The following is a 16486-nucleotide window of genomic DNA, read 5'->3' as shown; positions in this document are numbered from 1 at the left end:
TAACTATCTGTTTTAAAAGGATTTTCAAAAGATGGCACGCCCTGTGCTTTATCTCTGGCACAACAAGAATAAAAAGCTGCAAGAAACCAATAAAAACAATACGTATCGACTCCAGCACAAAAAGAACAACAACGCGGAGCCGCAGCTAACTGATTCTTTTGGGGAAGAGCCGCTTTTGAGGCTTGCTCCGTAGCCAGTCAGACAACAAGACCACTCGAGTGGCTGAGACACTGGTTGCAAATGGAGCAGTAGAAGGCACGGTCAGCGCCCAAAGAAATCCGTTTGCTCTTCACTCCCGATCCTAGGGGTTATTTCGCAAGCTCAGGCTTGTGGAAACGGGTGACACAAAAACCAAACAAGCCCGGACCAATAATAAGAAAACAAAGCATGCAGAATTTAGGGGGAGCTTCGGCTCCCCCAGTGCTTTGGCCTCCCCCGATATCTGCGGTCAACATATCCCCCCAGCCAATGCTAGAATCCGCCTCCACCCTGCGGCCATTAGCCATTCCGGCTGCCCAACCCGCCAGACAGTGCCTCTCATGCTGAAGAAGTTGATCCAGTCACTCCGTTCGCCCCTGCGCCGCAGCAAGCACCCCCGCAGCACCCCGGTGGTCATTGGCCACGCCAAACACTCGATGCGCCGCGCGCAAATCAGCCGCAACGCGATCAACGTAGTCGAGCGTCTGCAAAAAGCGGGCTATCAGGCGTATCTGGTTGGTGGCTGTGTACGCGATCTGATGCTCGGTCTCAAACCCAAGGACTTCGATGTCGCGACCAGCGCCACGCCGGAACAGGTCCGCGCAGAGTTCCGCAACGCCCGGGTGATCGGCCGAAGGTTCAAACTCGTGCATGTGCATTTCGGCCGTGAAATCATCGAAGTGGCAACCTTCCGCGCCAATCACCCGCAAGGGGATGACGAAGAAGACAACCATCTGTCTTCACGCAACGAGAGTGGCCGCATCCTGCGCGACAATGTCTACGGCAGCCTGGAAGACGATGCGCAACGCCGTGACCTGACCATCAATGCCCTGTATTACGATCCCAGCACCGAGCACGTGCTGGATTACGCCCACGGCGCTCAGGATATCCAGAACCGCCAGATCAGCATGATCGGCGACCCGACCCAGCGCTATCAGGAAGATCCTGTGCGCATGCTGCGGGCGATACGCTTTGCCGCCAAGCTCGATTTCGACATCGAAAAACACACTGCCGAGCCGATTCGTCCGCTGGCCCACTTGCTGCGCGACATTCCTTCGGCACGCCTGTTCGAGGAAGTCCTCAAACTGTTTCTCGGTGGTTATGCCGAGTTCACTTTCGATCTGCTGGTCGAATACGACCTGCTGGCGCCGCTGTTTCCCGCCAGTGCGGCGGCACTCAAGAATGACCCGCAATATGCCGGCAACCTGATGCGCCTGGCCCTGGCCAGTACCGATAAACGCATCGCGGAAGGCCGGCCGGTAACTCCCGCCTTCCTGTTTGCCGCCATGCTCTGGCCGGCACTGCCGGCCCGGGTTGCCCAGCAACAGGCGCGCGGCCTGCCGCCGATACCGGCCATGCAGGAAGCAGCGCAGAGCCTGATTACCGAGCAATGCCAGCACACCGCCATTCCGAAGCGCTTCAGCATGCCGATTCGCGAAATCTGGGACATGCAGGAACGTCTGCCAAGAAGGCATGGCAAACGCGCTGACCTGCTGCTGGAAAACCCGCGTTTCCGTGCCGGCTACGACTTCCTGCTGCTGCGTGAAGACGCCGGAGAAAATCTCGGCGGTCTGGGCGACTGGTGGACGGACTATCAGGACGCCAGCGACAGCCAGCGTCGCGACATGATTCGCGACCTCAGCGACAAGGATGACAGCGCCGCCGGCCCACGCAAGAAACGCCGTGGCGGCAGCCGGCGGCGACGTGGCGCGAAATCCGAAGGCACGCCACCGCCCGCCGAATGAACAGCTTGCAGCGCGCCTACATCGGCCTGGGCAGCAACCTCGGACAGCCCGCCGGGCAACTGCGGCTGGCCATTAGTGCCCTGGCGGCGCTGCCGGAAACCAGCCTCGTGGCCGTGTCTTCGCTGTATGCCAGCCAGCCCCTTGGTCCGGCCGACCAGCCTGACTATGTCAATGCCGTTGCAGCACTGGACACCCGCCTGGCACCGCTCGAACTGCTCGACTGTCTGCAACAGATCGAACTACAGCAGGGCCGGCAACGCAAAGCCGAGCGCTGGGGGCCGCGCACCCTGGATCTGGACATCCTGCTGTATGCCCAGCAGGTGATCGACCTGCCGCGCTTGCAAGTGCCGCACTATCACCTTCAGGCCCGACCGTTCGTCCTCTACCCGCTGGCCGAAATTGCCCCGGAGCTGCAGCTGCCCGATGGTCAAGCACTGACCGACCTGCTGCAAAAGTGCCCGTCTGCAGGCTTGCAACGCCTGTGCGGTAGCGCACTCGACGGTAACGCGGTAACAGAGCGGTAACACCTCGTGATTGACTTCGGACGCCCTCATCAGGACTATATGCCTCCCGTTGCCCGGTAGCGCTGAAAATCCCTACCGATCAGGCCACATAAAGGATGTTCAACATGCCCGACACTACCCTGACCACCTTGCAAGGCCTCAAGCAGAATGGCGAAAAAATCGCCATGCTTACCTGTTATGACGCCACCTTCGCCCAGGCTGCCTGCCAGGCCGGTGTCGACGTGCTGCTGGTGGGTGACTCACTGGGCAATGTCCTGCAAGGTCATGACAGTACCTTGCCGGTCAGTCTTGCCGACATGGCCTACCATACCGCCTCGGTCAAACGCGGCAATCAGGGTGCCTTTATCATCTCGGACCTGCCGTTCATGGCCTACGCCACGCTCGAACAGACCTTTGCCAGCAGCGCTGCGCTGATGCAGGCCGGTGCGCACATGGTCAAACTGGAAGGTGCCGCCTGGCTGGCCGAGCCGGTTCGCCTGCTCGCCGAGCGTGGCGTGCCGGTATGCGCACACCTTGGTCTGACCCCGCAATCGGTCAACCTGTTCGGTGGCTACAAGGTGCAGGGCCGCCAGGAGGTTCAGGCCCGTCAATTGCGCGCCGATGCCATGGCACTGGAACAGGCTGGTGCCGCCATGCTGTTGCTGGAATGTGTACCCAGCGCCTTGGCAGCAGAAATCAGCCAGTCGGTAAAGATTCCGGTAATCGGTATTGGCGCCGGGGTCGATACCGATGGCCAGGTGCTGGTACTGCACGACATGCTTGGTCTCTCGCTGAGTGGCCGCGCGCCGAAGTTCGTGAAGAACTTCATGGAAGGCCAGAGTTCCATTCAGGCAGCCATTGGCGCTTATGTCAGTGCAGTCAAACAGCGTACCTTTCCCGGCAGCGAGCACGGATTTACTGCATGAATACCGTAAAAACCGTCCGCGAGCTGCGCGCTGCCATCGCCGGCGCCCGCTCCAAGGGCAAGCGCATTGCCCTGGTACCGACCATGGGCAATCTGCACAGCGGCCACGTGGCACTGGTGGAAAAGGCCAAACAGCGTGCCGACTTCGTGGTCACCAGCATTTTTGTCAATCCGCTGCAATTCGGCCCCAGCGAGGATCTGAGCAAATATCCGCGCAGCCTGGCCGCTGATCAGGAAAAACTCATCGAAGTCGATTGCGATCTGCTGTTCGCGCCCGAACTGGAAGAAATTTACCCTGACGGCATGCAGGGCCAGACCACGGTCCATGTTCCGGTCGCTTCCGAGGGCTTGTGCGGCGCCAGCCGCCCGGGCCACTTTGATGGTGTGGCGACGGTGGTCAGCAAACTGTTCAACATAGTGCAGCCGGATCTGGCGATTTTTGGCGAGAAGGATTTCCAGCAACTGGCGGTGATTCGCAAGCTGGTGCGTGATCTCAACATGTCGATCCAGATCATGGGCGAACCCACCGTGCGTGCCGAAGACGGCCTGGCGCTGTCCTCGCGCAACAGTTTCCTGACCGAACGCCAGCGTGCTGCGGCACCCGCGTTGTATGGCTGCCTCAACGACATCGCCAGTGCCATTCGCGCTGGTGAGCGCGATTTCGCCAAGCTGACCGGCAAGGGCAAGACGGCGTTGCGCAAAGCCGGCTTCCGCCCCGACTATCTGGAAATCTGCGAAGCACAAAGCCTGCGCAGCGCCGATCCGCAAGACCAGCATCTGGTTATTCTGGCTGCTGCCTTCATGGGCAAGGCGCGACTGATCGACAACCTTGAGCTCAACCTCGCCAGCGCAGACTGAGCGCCCGACGTCCCTCACCCGCAAAGGCAGCCCAGGCTGCCTTTTCTCTGCGTGCAGAGCATGCCGCCGCGGCGAACTATTCGCGCTAGAATCGACAGACAGGCCTCAGCCGCTACACACACAGCCCACTCCCAGCCCCAAGGTTCTCCATGGATCATCACCTGACCCCCCTTGATGTCACGCAACTGGCCAGCTGGCATGCGCTGACCGAACACCGTGCGCAGATGAACCGTTTCAGCATGCGTGAAGCCTTTGCCAGCGACCCGCAGCGCTTCGAGCGCTTCAGCCTGTCGAGCTGCGGCCTGATGCTCGATTTCTCGAAAAACCTGATCAACCAGGACACCACCGCACTGCTGGTAAAGCTGGCCGAAGAAGCCCGCCTGGGCGATGCCATTCAGGCGATGTTCGACGGCACCGCGATCAATGCCTCGGAACAACGCCAGGCCCTGCACACCGCCCTGCGCCGACCGCTGGGCGACAAGGTGCTGGTCAACGGTCGCAACGTCATGCCGGACATCCACAAGGTCCTGCAGCAGATGAGCACGCTGGTCGGCAAACTGCACAACGGACTGTGGCGCGGCTATACGGAAAAACCCATCAGCGATGTGGTCAACATCGGTATCGGCGGCTCTTTCCTCGGCCCGCAACTGGTTTCCGAAGCCCTGTTGCCTTTTGCCCAGAAAGGCCTGCGCTGCCACTACCTGGCCAATGTGGACGGCAGCGAGTTCCGCGAACTGGTCAGCCGGTTATCCGCTGAAACCACCCTGTTCATTGTCTCAAGCAAATCCTTCTCCACCCTGGAAACGCTGAAAAATGCCCAGGCCGCGCGGGCCTGGTATCTGGCCCAGGGCGGCAGCGAGGAGAATCTGCGCCGGCACTTTATCGCCGTCACCAGCAATCCGGCCGCTGCCACTGCTTTCGGCATCAGCGAGGAAAACATCCTGCCGCTATGGGACTGGGTCGGCGGACGCTATTCGCTGTGGTCGGCGATCGGTCTGCCGATCGCCATGTCGATCGGCATCTCCAACTTCAAGGAACTGCTGTCCGGCGCCTACAACATGGATCTGCACTTCCGCAATACGCCCTTCGAGCGCAACATTCCGGTGCTGCTCGGCCTGCTCGGGGTCTGGTACGGCGACTTCTGGGGTGCAAGCAGCCATGCGATCCTGCCGTACGACTACTACCTGCGTAACATCACCGATCACCTGCAGCAGCTCGACATGGAATCCAACGGCAAGAGCGTGCGCCAGGACGGCACCCCGATTACTGCCGGCAGCGGCCCGGTTATCTGGGGCGGCGTCGGCTGCAACGGGCAGCACGCTTACCACCAGCTGCTGCACCAGGGCAGCCAGCTGATCCCGGCAGACTTCATCGTGCCGGTGAGCAGCTACAACCCGGTGGCCGACCACCACCAGTGGCTGTATGCCAACTGCCTGTCGCAAAGCCAGGCGCTGATGCTTGGCAAAAGCCGTAGCGAAGCCGAGGCGGAACTGCGTGGCAAAGGCCTGGAAGAAGCCGAAGTACAACGGCTGGCGCCGCACAAGGCGGTGCCCGGCAACCGGCCGAGCAACACCCTGGTGATGGAGCGTATAAGCCCGCGGCGGCTGGGCGCGCTGATCGCCATGTACGAACACAAGGTCTACGTGCAGAGCGTGCTGTGGGGCATCAATGCCTTCGACCAGTGGGGCGTGGAACTGGGCAAGGAACTCGGCAAGGGGGTTTACCAGGGCCTCACCGACTGGGAGCCGGCTCCGGCTGCCGACGCCTCGACCCAGGGCCTGATCAACTACTTCCGCGGCCGCCATCGCGGCTGAGAGCAATTCCCGACCGCCAGCGACACCCCGAATGGCGCAGCTGCCGTCTGGTATCGGCTGACGGCGGGGTTTTCGCCGGTTTCGGCACAGGCCGGAAGCAGTGACCGGCGTGGCGGCCTGCGGCGTGATATGCCCCTCAGCATTGCGCCGTTTGCCTGCGTGCTGCGCCACTTTGCCTAGAGTTGCTCGTGTGAGCAGCTAATATTCTGTTAGCAGTGCTTGTCCGCTGCGCAACCGCACAGCTGGTTTCAGCGCAGCCCGTCCGGCGGATATCTGGCAAGCAGAACTCTCACAGAGCACTCTGGAGCCCGCACATGTTCGAGATTCAACGCCACCCTGTCAGCCCCGCAGTGCGTGAACACGCCCTGCTCGACAATGACGCCTACCTGCGTCTCTATCAGCAGTCGATCGAGCAGCCCGAAGTATTCTGGGCCGGGCAGGCCAAAGCCTTTCTCGACTGGAAAAAACCCTGGGACTGCGTCGTCAACAGTGACCTGCACAGCGGGCTGGCCGAATGGTTCAAGGGCGGCCAGCTGAATGTCAGTGAAAACTGCATTGATCGCCATCTGGCCAGCCGTGGCGAGCAGACCGCGATCATCTGGGAAGGTGACAACCCGGCAGACTCACAGCAGATCAGCTACCGCGAACTGCACGACAAGGTCTGCCGGCTGGCCAATGTGCTGCGCGGGCGCGGTATCGGCAAGGGCGATCGTGTGTGCATCTACATGCCGATGATCCCCGAAGCCGCTTACGCCATGCTGGCCTGCACCCGGATCGGCGCGGTGCATTCGGTGGTGTTCGGCGGCTTTTCCCCGGATGCGCTGCGCGACCGCATTCTCGATGCCGACTGCCGTGCCGTGATCACCGCCGACGAGGGCGTGCGCGGCGGCAAAGCCATTCCGCTCAAGGTCAACGTCGACCAGGCCCTGCAAAGCTGCCCGAATGTCAGCAGCGTGGTGGTGGTGCAGCGCACCGCCGCTGCAATCGACTGGGTCGAAGGCCGTGACCTCTGGTATCACCAGGCCATCGCGGGCACCAGCGCCGACTGCCCGGCCGCGGCCATGGATGCCGAAGACCCGCTGTTCATCCTCTACACCTCCGGCAGTACCGGCAAACCCAAGGGCGTGCTGCACAGCACCGCTGGCTACCTGCTCGCCGCCGCGATGACCCACAAGTACGTATTCGACTACCACGAGGGCGACATCTACTGGTGTACCGCCGATGTCGGCTGGGTCACCGGGCACAGTTATATCGTCTACGGCCCGCTGGCCAACGGCGCAATTACCCTGCTGTTCGAAGGCGTACCGAACTACCCGGATGCCTCGCGCTTCTGGCAGGTAATCGACAAGCACCAGGTGAATATCTTCTACACCGCGCCCACCGCCCTGCGCGCACTGATGCGCGAAGGCGAAGGTCCGGTGAAAAAGACTTCGCGCAGCAGCCTGCGCCTGCTCGGCTCGGTGGGTGAACCGATCAACCCGGAGGCCTGGGAGTGGTACTACCACGTGGTCGGCGACATGCGCTGCCCGATCGTCGATACCTGGTGGCAGACCGAAACCGGCTCGATCATGATCACCCCGCTGCCCGGCGCCACCGACCTCAAGCCCGGTTCGGCGACCCGCCCGTTTTTTGGCGTGCATCCGGTACTGCTCGACGAACAGGGCCAATTGATCGAAGGCCCCGGCTCAGGCGTACTGGCGATCAAGGCCAGCTGGCCAAGCCAGATCCGCAGCGTCTACGGCGACCATCAGCGGATGATCGACACCTATTTCAAGCCCTACCCCGGCTACTACTTCACCGGTGACGGTGCGCGCCGCGACGAGGATGGCTACTACTGGATCACCGGCCGCGTGGATGACGTGATCAACGTTTCCGGCCACCGCATCGGCACCGCCGAAGTGGAAAGCGCGCTGGTACTGCACGATGCCGTGGCCGAAGCGGCGGTGGTCGGCTACCCGCACGACATCAAGGGCCAGGGCATCTACGCCTTCATCACCCTGATGAACGGCGTCGAGCCGGGCGATGCTCTGACCAAGGAACTACTGGCGCTGGTCAGCAAGGAAATTGGCAGCTTCGCCAAACCGGAACTGCTGCAGTGGGCGCCGGGCCTGCCGAAAACCCGCTCGGGCAAGATCATGCGGCGCATCCTGCGCAAGATCGCCTGCAACGAACTGGAAAACATGGGCGACATCTCGACCCTGGCCGATCCGTCGGTAGTCAGCGACCTGATCGACAAACGGCATAACCGCTGACTTGCCACAGGCCGGAAAACCCGCGCAACGGTTTTCCAGCCTACGCATCCACCCTGCCCCTGTGCGACCATAGGCGCTTTGTCGCGCTGTGTTGCGCCTGTTAATCGCCGAGGAAGCCATCATGCAAGAAGTCGTCATCGTCGCCGCCACCCGCACCGCCATTGGCAGTTTTCAGGGTGCCCTGGCCAATATTCCAGCCGTTGAGCTGGGCGCTGCCGTGATCCGCCAGTTGCTCGCGCAAACCGGCCTCGATCCGGCACAGGTGGATGAAGTGATTCTCGGCCACGTGCTGACCGCCGGTGCCGGACAGAACACCGCGCGCCAGGCTGCAGTGCATGCCGGCTTGCCCCATGCGGTGCCGGCCATGACGCTGAACAAGGTCTGCGGCTCCGGCCTGAAAGCCCTGCACCTGGGCGCCCAGGCCATCCGCTGCGGCGATGCCGAAGTGATCATTGCCGGTGGCATGGAGAACATGAGCCTGGCCAACTATGTGCTGCCTGGCGCCCGTACCGGTCTGCGCATGGGCCATGGCAAGGTCGTCGATACGATGATCAGTGACGGCCTGTGGGATGCTTTCAACGACTACCACATGGGCATCACCGCTGAGAACCTGGTGGACAAATACAACATCAGCCGCGAAGCCCAGGATGCCTTCGCCGCCGCCTCCCAGCAGAAAGCCGTGGCCGCCATCGAGGCCGGGCGCTTTGCCGACGAAATCACCCCGATCATGATCCCCCAGCGCAAGGGCGACCCCATCGCCTTCGCCATCGACGAGCAACCGCGCGCCGGCACCACCGCCGAAGCTCTGAGCAAACTCAAGCCGGCGTTCAAGAAAGACGGCAGCGTCACCGCCGGCAACGCCTCCAGCCTGAATGACGGCGCCGCTGCCGTGCTGCTGATGAGCGCCGCCAAGGCCGAAGCATTGGGCCTGCCGGTACTGGCCAGAATTGCCGCCTACGCCAACGCCGGAGTTGATCCGGCGATCATGGGCATCGGCCCGGTTACCGCGACCCAGCGCTGCCTGAGCAAAGCCGGCTGGCAGCTGAGTGATCTGGACCTGATCGAAGCCAACGAAGCCTTCGCCGCCCAGTCCTTGTCGGTTGGCCAGGAACTCGGCTGGGATGCCGCCAAGGTCAACGTCAACGGTGGCGCCATCGCCCTCGGCCACCCGATCGGTGCTTCCGGCTGCCGCGTGCTGGTGACCCTGCTGCACGAGATGATCAGGCGCGACGCGAAAAAAGGTCTGGCCACCCTGTGCATCGGCGGCGGTCAGGGTGTGGCGCTGGCAATCGAGCGTAACTGAGTCTTGCTCCCCTCGCCCGCCTGCGGGAGAGGGGCTGGGGGAGAGGGCAGAATATGAACAACCCCCCTCTCCCTAACCCTCTCCCCTCAGGGCGAGGGAGCCATCAGATGCACGCATAACAAGGAGTGTTTAGCCAATGGTCAGTCGCTTGCTGCTTGCCCTGCTCGGCGCCGTACTCGGTGCCGCCGCCAGTGAAAGTGCCTTTGGCCTGGTTGCCGGCGGCCTGCTCGGCTGGCTACTGGCCGAGACCCGCCGGCAAGCTGGCGAACTTAAACAGCTGAACGCCCAACTCAAGCAGCTGGCCAGCCGCAACAGTCAGCCTGCGCCTGTGGCGCAAAGCCAACCTGCGCCGGCCCGGCCTGCCGAGCCGGTTTCCGCGCCTTCAGCTGCCGAGCTGGACTGGACCCTGCCCGACGAGGTGCTGCAAGGCACACTGCCTCAAGCCGAACAACAACCTGCGCCGGCACCCGCCAATGCCTGGACTGCCCAACCCGCAACCGCGGCAGCAGCGGCGACCCCGGACTGGAGCGCACGCCTGTTGCAAGCAGTCAGCCGCTTCTTTACCGAAGGCAACCCGGCAGTAAAGATCGGTCTGCTGCTGCTGTTCTTCGGCGTGGCTTTCCTGTTGCGCTACGCCAGTGAGCACATCAGCGTCTCGCTGACACTGCGTCTGCTCGGCATCGCGGCCGGTGGCGCTGCGCTGCTTGGGCTGGGCCTGTGGTTTGTGCCGCGCAAGCGCCTCTACGGCTTGCTGCTGCAAGGCGGGGGGCTGGGCATTCTGTATATGTCGACCTTCGCCGCGCTGCGTCTGTATCAGCTGATTCCCGCCGGTGCGGCCTTTGCCCTGCTGGCCGTGCTCGCGGTGCTCTCGGCATTTCTGGCGCTGCGCCAGGATGCGCGCATGCTGGCCAGCTTCGGCCTGGCCGGCGGCTTTCTCGCGCCGGTACTGGCTTCCACCGGCGAAGGCAGCCATATCCAGCTGTTCAGCTACTACGCGTTGCTGAATATCGGCCTGGCCGTGATTGCCTGGCAGAAAAACTGGCGCGAACTGAATCTGCTCGGTTTCACCTTCACCTTCGTCATCGGCGTGCTCTGGGGCGTCAACCAGTACCATCCCGGCCAGTTCAACAGTGTCGAGCCGTTCCTGCTGCTGTTCTTCGCCCTGTATGTAGCCATCGGCGTGCGCTTCTCCCTGCGCCAGCAAGGCCAGCATCCGGCCATCGACAGCAGCATCCTGTTCGGCACCCCGCTGCTGTTTATCGGCCTGCAACAGCCCTTGGTCGAGCATTGGGAATATGGTCTGGCGCTCAGTTCGGCAGCCGCCGGCGCACTCTATGCCGTGCTCTGGTGGCGTTTGCGCAGCCAGGCGCCACGCCTGCTGAATGACGCCCTGGCCGGTATCGCCCTGGCCCTCGGCTCACTGGCCATTCCGCTGGCCCTGCCCGGCGACTGGACTGCCGTGTGCTGGGCGCTGGAGGGCGCACTGGTGATGCACTTCGCCCTGCGCATGCAGCGCCACTGGGGCGTGCTGATTGCCCTGGCGCTGCAACTGGGCGCGGCCAGTTCGCTATTGTTCGACACCCCTCAGCACACTGCAGACTGGTATGACCCGCGTTTCTGGAGCGGCCTGATCCTCGCCCTGTGCGCCCTCGGCTGCGCCGAAAGCCTGCGCCGTACCGCGCTGCGCTGGCGCCTGCTGGAAGCGCCGTTGCTCGGCTGGGCGGCGCTGTTCTGGTACCTCACCTGGCTGTGGCAACTGCAGCGCCTGACCAGCGATCTGCAGCTGGCCTGGAGCATGGCCGGCGTACTGGCGCTTTCCGCGCTGGGCTGGGCCTGGCTGGAAATCCGTCTGCGCTGGCGCACGCTGGCCTGGGCCCGTTTTGCCCTGCCAGCCGGTCTGGCACTCTGCCTGCTGCTCAATGCCGTGCATGGCGAGCCGCTGCAAGGCTGGGGCTGGCTGGCCTGGGCGCTGGCGCTGGGCAGCAGCGGCCTGTTGCTGCGGATTGGCCGCGAGGCCGATAACGGCCTGGCGCTGCGGCATGCCGGCAGCCTCTGGCTGGCCCTGGCGTTGCTGGCGGTGCAAGTGGACTACTGGGTCGGTGACTGGACGGCCGAGCTGAACTGGAATCTCGCAGCGCAACTGTTGCTGGCCAGCCTGCTGGTCTATCGACTGCCGCGCCTGCAACTGAGCGCACAGATCGAAGTCGCCTACCATGAATGGACACCGCTGCTGCTCACCGGGCTGGGCAGTTTGCTCTGGCTGGCCATGCTGTTACCGGCACCCGGCGCCGCACCGCTGAACTGGTACCTGCTGCTCAACCCGCTGGATCTGCCACAACTGCTGGCCTTGAGCGCTTTCTGGCTGTGGGCACGCGAACGCTGGAGCGGCATTGCCGATAAAGCCGCCGCCATCGGCGCCTTCCTGCTGTTGAATGCCATCGCCCTGCGCAGCCTGGCCATCGAGCTACAACTGCCGTGGGATGCGGCCGACCTGTTCACCAGCAACAAGGTGCAAACCGTACTGGCGATTCTCTGGACCCTGGCCGGGCTGGTCTGTATGGCCCTGTCGCGCCGGCACGCCTCGCGCTCGCTGTGGATCGGCGGGGCGCTGCTGCTGGGGCTGACCGTGCTCAAACTGTTCCTCGTCGATCTGGGCAGCAGCGGCACCCTGGAGCGCATCGTCTCGTTTATCAGCGTCGGCCTGCTGTTGCTGGTGATCGGCTATATCGCGCCGCTGCCGCCTGCCCGGGCCGGTGCTGAGGCCGAGTCCGGCTGACTCGCCGCGGGGGGCGGCGACTGCTATCCTGCCCGCCCCTTCTTGCGAGTCGCCGCCATGTCCACCCTGCCCCAGTCACTGCACGCGGCCCTGGCGCGCCGGCAGCCGCTGATCGCCGAACTGCACGGACAGGGCACCGACTGCTACCGGCTGTTCCACGGCAGCCAGGAAGGTGCGCCGGGGCTGACCTGCGACCGTTACGGGCCGCAACTGCTGGTGCAAAGTTTCCACCAGCCGCTGACAACTGACGAACTGCTGACGCTGGCCGAAGCCTGTCGCGAATCGCTGCAAGCACCCTTGCAACTGGTCTACAACGACCGCTCCGGCAACCACTCGCGTATCGACCGCAGTGACGCTGTGCACAGCGCCGACGCCACTGCGCTGGAAGACCAGATCGGCCACGAATGGGGCCTGAACTACCGCGTACGCGGCCGTCATCCGGGACAGGACCCGCTGCTGTTTCTCGACCTGCGCAACGCCCGCGGCTGGGTAAAACAGCACAGCGCCGGCAAGTCGGTACTCAATCTGTTCGCCTATACCTGTGGCGTCGGCCTGTGTGCCGCTGCCGGCGGCGCAAGACGGGTGCTGAACCTGGATTTCGCCGAAGGCAATCTGGCCGTCGGCCGCGAGAACGGCCTGCTCAACCCCGAGCTGCCGGCCATGGACTTTCTGCAGTCCGATTACTTTCCGGCGATCCGCCAACTTGCCGGCTTGCCCGTCAGCCAGCGCCGCGGGCACAAACTGCCGGGCTATCCGCGCATCCAGCAGGAGCAGTTCGACCTGGTGCTGCTGGATCCGCCAGCCTGGGCCAAGAGCGCCTTTGGTACGGTCGATCTGCTGCGCGATTACCAGAGCCTGCTCAAGCCGGCGATCATGGCCACCGCCGAAGACGGTGTGCTGATCTGCTGTAACAATCTGGCCAGGGTGAGCATGAGCGACTGGCGCGAGCAGGTCCTGCGCTGCGCCAGCAAACTGGGCCGGCCGGTGCGCGACTGTCAGGCGCTCGGTCCCGCCAGCGACTTCCCCTCAGCAGACAACAATCCACCACTAAAGACCCTGATTCTGCAGTTTTGACGTGCCATACTCAGACCATCTCTCGCCGCCCAGATGATCTTGCACGATGAAAACAGCCCTGAAGCGTACCCTCTGCGCCCTGTTGATCGGACTCGGACTTTACAGCCTGCTGGGCTTTCTGATCCTCCCCGGCATAGCGCAGCGGGTGGTCAATCAGCAACTGGCCAACTACGCAACGGTGCCGGCCCGCCTGGAACGCATCGAGCTCAACCCCTTCAGCCTGAAGCTCAGCCTCTGGGGTCTGCACATCGGCGAGCCGGACGCGGAACAGCTCGGCTTCGGCCGTTTATACCTTGATCTGGAACTGGACAGCCTGTGGCGCAAAGCCCTGCACCTGCGTGATATCGAGCTGGAAAAGGCGAATGTCGATGCACTGCGCAGCAAGGACGGCGAACTCAATCTGGCAACCCTGTTCAATCTGCCGGAAAGCCAACCCGCTGCAGCCGATGAGCCGGATAGCCCTATGCCTGCCGTGCTGATCGAGCGCATCGCGCTGATTGAAGCGGCGCTGCACTTCGAGGACCTGCAACCGACAACGCCGTTCGAGCTGACCTACGACTCGCTGAATCTGGAACTGCATAACCTCAGCACCCTGCCCGACGACAATGCCGACCTCAGCTTGAGCGCCCGCGGCCCCAATGGCGGCCATCTCGACTGGACCGGCACCATCAGCGTCAACCCGCTGGTCTCCAGCGGCCACCTGGTACTGACGGACGCCAAGCTCAAGGCCATCTGGCCCTATGTACGGGATGTGGTGCCACTGGAGCTGGCCGACGGTGTACTGCAAGCCTCCACCGACTACCAGCTGGCGTTGGGCGACAGCGTTCAGCTGAACCTGCAACAACTGAGCATCAGCATCGACGCCCTGGCTCTGCAGGCGCCTGACCAGCGGCCGCTGTTGAATCTGGCCAGCCTGGCCATCAGCGACACATCGGTCGATCTGGAAAAGCAGCAGGTCAGCATTGGCCAGTTGCGCAGCCAGAAACTGGAAACCTGGGCCGCCCGTGAAAAAGATGGCGAGCTGGACTGGCAGAAACTGTTTGCCACACCGGCGACCGCTAGCCGGGACACTGCCGACGCACAAGCCAAACCGGCAGCGCCGACTGCAGCTGCCGGGCAGGCGCCCACGCCTGAAACAACAGCCGTTGCCGCAACCGAAGAGCCGGTCAAGGCCAGTCAGGTCGCTGCGGTCGAGGCGGAAAAACCCTGGCAGATTATTCTCAAAGACGGCCAGTTACGTGATTACCAGATACATCTGGCCGACCGCCAACCGGCCACTCCGGTGGAGCTCGAGCTGGGTCCGCTGAATCTGGATATCCGGGATTTCGACAGCCTGGCCCAGGCACCTTTCACCCTCAAGCTCGATACCGGTCTGGGCAAGCAGGGCCGGATCACTGCAGAAGGGCCGGTGCAGCTGAGTCCGCCAAGCGCCAGGCTGCAAGTCGGTACGGAGAATATCGATCTGCGCGTGGCCCAGGCCTACATCTCGCCGTTCATTCGCATGGAACTGCGCAGCGGCATGCTCGGCAGCCAGCTGCAGGTCGACCTGCAAAGCGCCGATCCCTTGCAGCTGCAAATTACCGGCAATGCCCGGGTCAGCCAGTTGCATACCCTGGACACGGTCAAACAGCGTGACTTTGTACGCTGGAAAACCCTCCAGCTTGACGGCCTCGACTACCAGCATGGCAAGCGCCTGGACATCAACAGCATCAGGCTGGAGCAACCCTACGCGCGCTTCATCATCAACGAGGACCGCAGCACCAACGTGTCCGACCTGCTGATCCCGCAACCTGCCTCCCCTGCGCCAGCCAAAAGCGACGAAGCACCGCTGGCCATTCACCTGGGCGGCATCACGCTGGCGGATGGCTCGGCGAATTTCGCCGACTTCAGCCTGACCCCGGATTTTGCCACCGCCATTCAACAGCTCGAAGGCAGCATCGGCACCATCGACAGCGTTCAGCAAAAGCCGGCCACTATCGACATCCAGGGCAAGGTAGACCGCTATGCCCCGATGAGCATCAAGGGCAGCCTGAATCCGTTTGATCCACTGGCCAAGCTGGATATTGCCGTGGACTTCAAACGTATCGAGCTGACCACCGTCACGCCTTACTCCGGCAAGTTCGCCGGTTACCGGATCAAGAAAGGCCGGCTCAATCTCGACCTCAACTACAAAATCAACAACGGCCAGCTCAACGCCGAAAACAAGGTGGTCCTCGAGCAGCTGCAGCTGGGTGAGCAGGTTGACAGCCCGGATGCCGTCGATCTGCCGATTCGCCTGGCCATCGCCCTGCTCAAGGATCCCGACGGCAAGATCGATATCGAGCTACCGGTCTCCGGCGACCTCAACAATCCCGAATTCAGCGTTGCCCCGATCATCTGGCAAACCCTGAGGAATCTGGTTCTGCGCGCCGTGGCAGCGCCGTTCAATTTCATCGCCGGACTGGCCGGCGGCGGCACCGATGTCGATCTGGGCCAGGTGCCCTTCAGTGCTGGCAGCAGCGAACTGGACAAGGGCGCCCAGGGCACCCTGAATACCCTGGCCGATGCACTCAAGGAGCGTCCCGGACTGCGTCTGGAAGTCGAAGGCACCAGCGCTGCCAACCCCGATGGCCCATTGCTGGCAGTACAGCGCCTGCAACGCGAGTTCCAGTACAACTGGTACAAGATCCAGCAGCGTGCCGGTGAGCAGGTGCCGGCCTCGGCTGCCGAAATCGAGGTGCCCGAGGATGCCCAGCCGGCCCTGCTCGCAGGCATCTATCGTGCACGCCTGAAGCAACAGCCACCGGCCGAATGGGCTGAACTGGACAGCGAAGTGCGCGCCGACAAAATGCGTGATGCGTTGCTGGCCTACTGGGGCAACAACAAGACGCTGCTGCGCAAACTGGCTCAGGAGCGGGCTGCGAGCGTCAAACAATACCTGGTCAAGGACGCCGGCCTGGAAGATCAGCGCATCTACATGCTGGATGTCGGCCTGCTACCGGACAGTGAAGGCGATCAGGTGGCCACCATCCTGCAACTGGACAGCGAATAAAGGGTTC

General features: G+C 62.9%; 11 protein-coding genes. All 11 read left to right on the top strand.

Annotated features, from left to right (window positions below):
• Positions 1 to 31 precede the first annotated feature (31 nt).
• Positions 32 to 193 carry a hypothetical protein gene (locus tag BLT89_RS17545; protein ID WP_157718772.1) on the top strand — a complete coding sequence of 54 codons (162 nt, stop codon included), beginning with the start codon at positions 32 to 34 and terminating at the stop codon, positions 191 to 193.
• 346 nt (positions 194 to 539) lie between these two features.
• Entirely contained in the window at positions 540 to 1943 is a 1404-nt protein-coding gene (locus BLT89_RS02945; RefSeq protein WP_090193017.1) for a polynucleotide adenylyltransferase PcnB, read from the top strand.
• Between the two features lie 5 nt (positions 1944 to 1948).
• The gene (folK, locus tag BLT89_RS02940; RefSeq protein WP_090198636.1) at positions 1949 to 2467 is read left to right on the top strand and encodes a 2-amino-4-hydroxy-6-hydroxymethyldihydropteridine diphosphokinase; all 519 of its coding nucleotides are present in this window, start codon (positions 1949 to 1951) and stop codon (positions 2465 to 2467) included.
• A 104-nt stretch (positions 2468 to 2571) separates the two neighbouring features.
• Positions 2572 to 3372, top strand: a complete 801-nt coding sequence (panB, locus tag BLT89_RS02935; RefSeq protein WP_090193016.1) for a 3-methyl-2-oxobutanoate hydroxymethyltransferase — start codon at positions 2572 to 2574, stop codon at positions 3370 to 3372.
• Complete coding sequence (gene panC / locus BLT89_RS02930; RefSeq protein ID WP_090193015.1) at positions 3369 to 4229, top strand: pantoate--beta-alanine ligase; 861 nt, start codon at positions 3369 to 3371, stop codon at positions 4227 to 4229. Before panB ends, panC begins: the two co-directional genes overlap by 4 nt.
• Before the next feature lie 149 nt (positions 4230 to 4378).
• On the top strand, positions 4379 to 6043 hold the full coding sequence (gene pgi / locus BLT89_RS02925) for a glucose-6-phosphate isomerase (RefSeq protein ID WP_090193014.1): 1665 nt from the start codon (positions 4379 to 4381) through the stop codon (positions 6041 to 6043).
• A 314-nt stretch (positions 6044 to 6357) separates the two neighbouring features.
• Positions 6358 to 8295, top strand: a complete 1938-nt coding sequence (gene acs, locus BLT89_RS02920; RefSeq protein WP_090193013.1) for an acetate--CoA ligase — start codon at positions 6358 to 6360, stop codon at positions 8293 to 8295.
• Positions 8296 to 8416: 121 nt separating this feature from the next.
• Complete coding sequence (locus BLT89_RS02915; protein ID WP_090193012.1) at positions 8417 to 9598, top strand: acetyl-CoA C-acetyltransferase; 1182 nt, start codon at positions 8417 to 8419, stop codon at positions 9596 to 9598.
• Between the two features lie 136 nt (positions 9599 to 9734).
• A complete protein-coding gene (locus tag BLT89_RS02910; protein WP_090193011.1) occupies positions 9735 to 12374 on the top strand; it encodes a DUF2339 domain-containing protein in 2640 nt (879 codons plus the stop codon).
• Between the two features lie 57 nt (positions 12375 to 12431).
• Entirely contained in the window at positions 12432 to 13448 is a 1017-nt protein-coding gene (locus BLT89_RS02905; RefSeq protein WP_090193010.1) for a class I SAM-dependent rRNA methyltransferase, read from the top strand.
• Between the two features lie 46 nt (positions 13449 to 13494).
• Positions 13495 to 16479 (top strand): DUF748 domain-containing protein, encoded by a 2985-nt coding sequence (locus BLT89_RS02900; RefSeq protein WP_090193009.1) that lies wholly within the window; start codon positions 13495 to 13497, stop codon positions 16477 to 16479.
• The last annotated feature ends 7 nt before the right edge of the window (positions 16480 to 16486 follow it).

This window comes from Pseudomonas pohangensis (assembly GCF_900105995.1).
Classification (GTDB): Bacteria; Pseudomonadota; Gammaproteobacteria; order Pseudomonadales; family Pseudomonadaceae; genus Aquipseudomonas; species Aquipseudomonas pohangensis.
The sequence above is the reverse complement of the archived record's forward strand: the minus strand, read 5'-3'. Positions and strand labels throughout refer to the sequence as shown.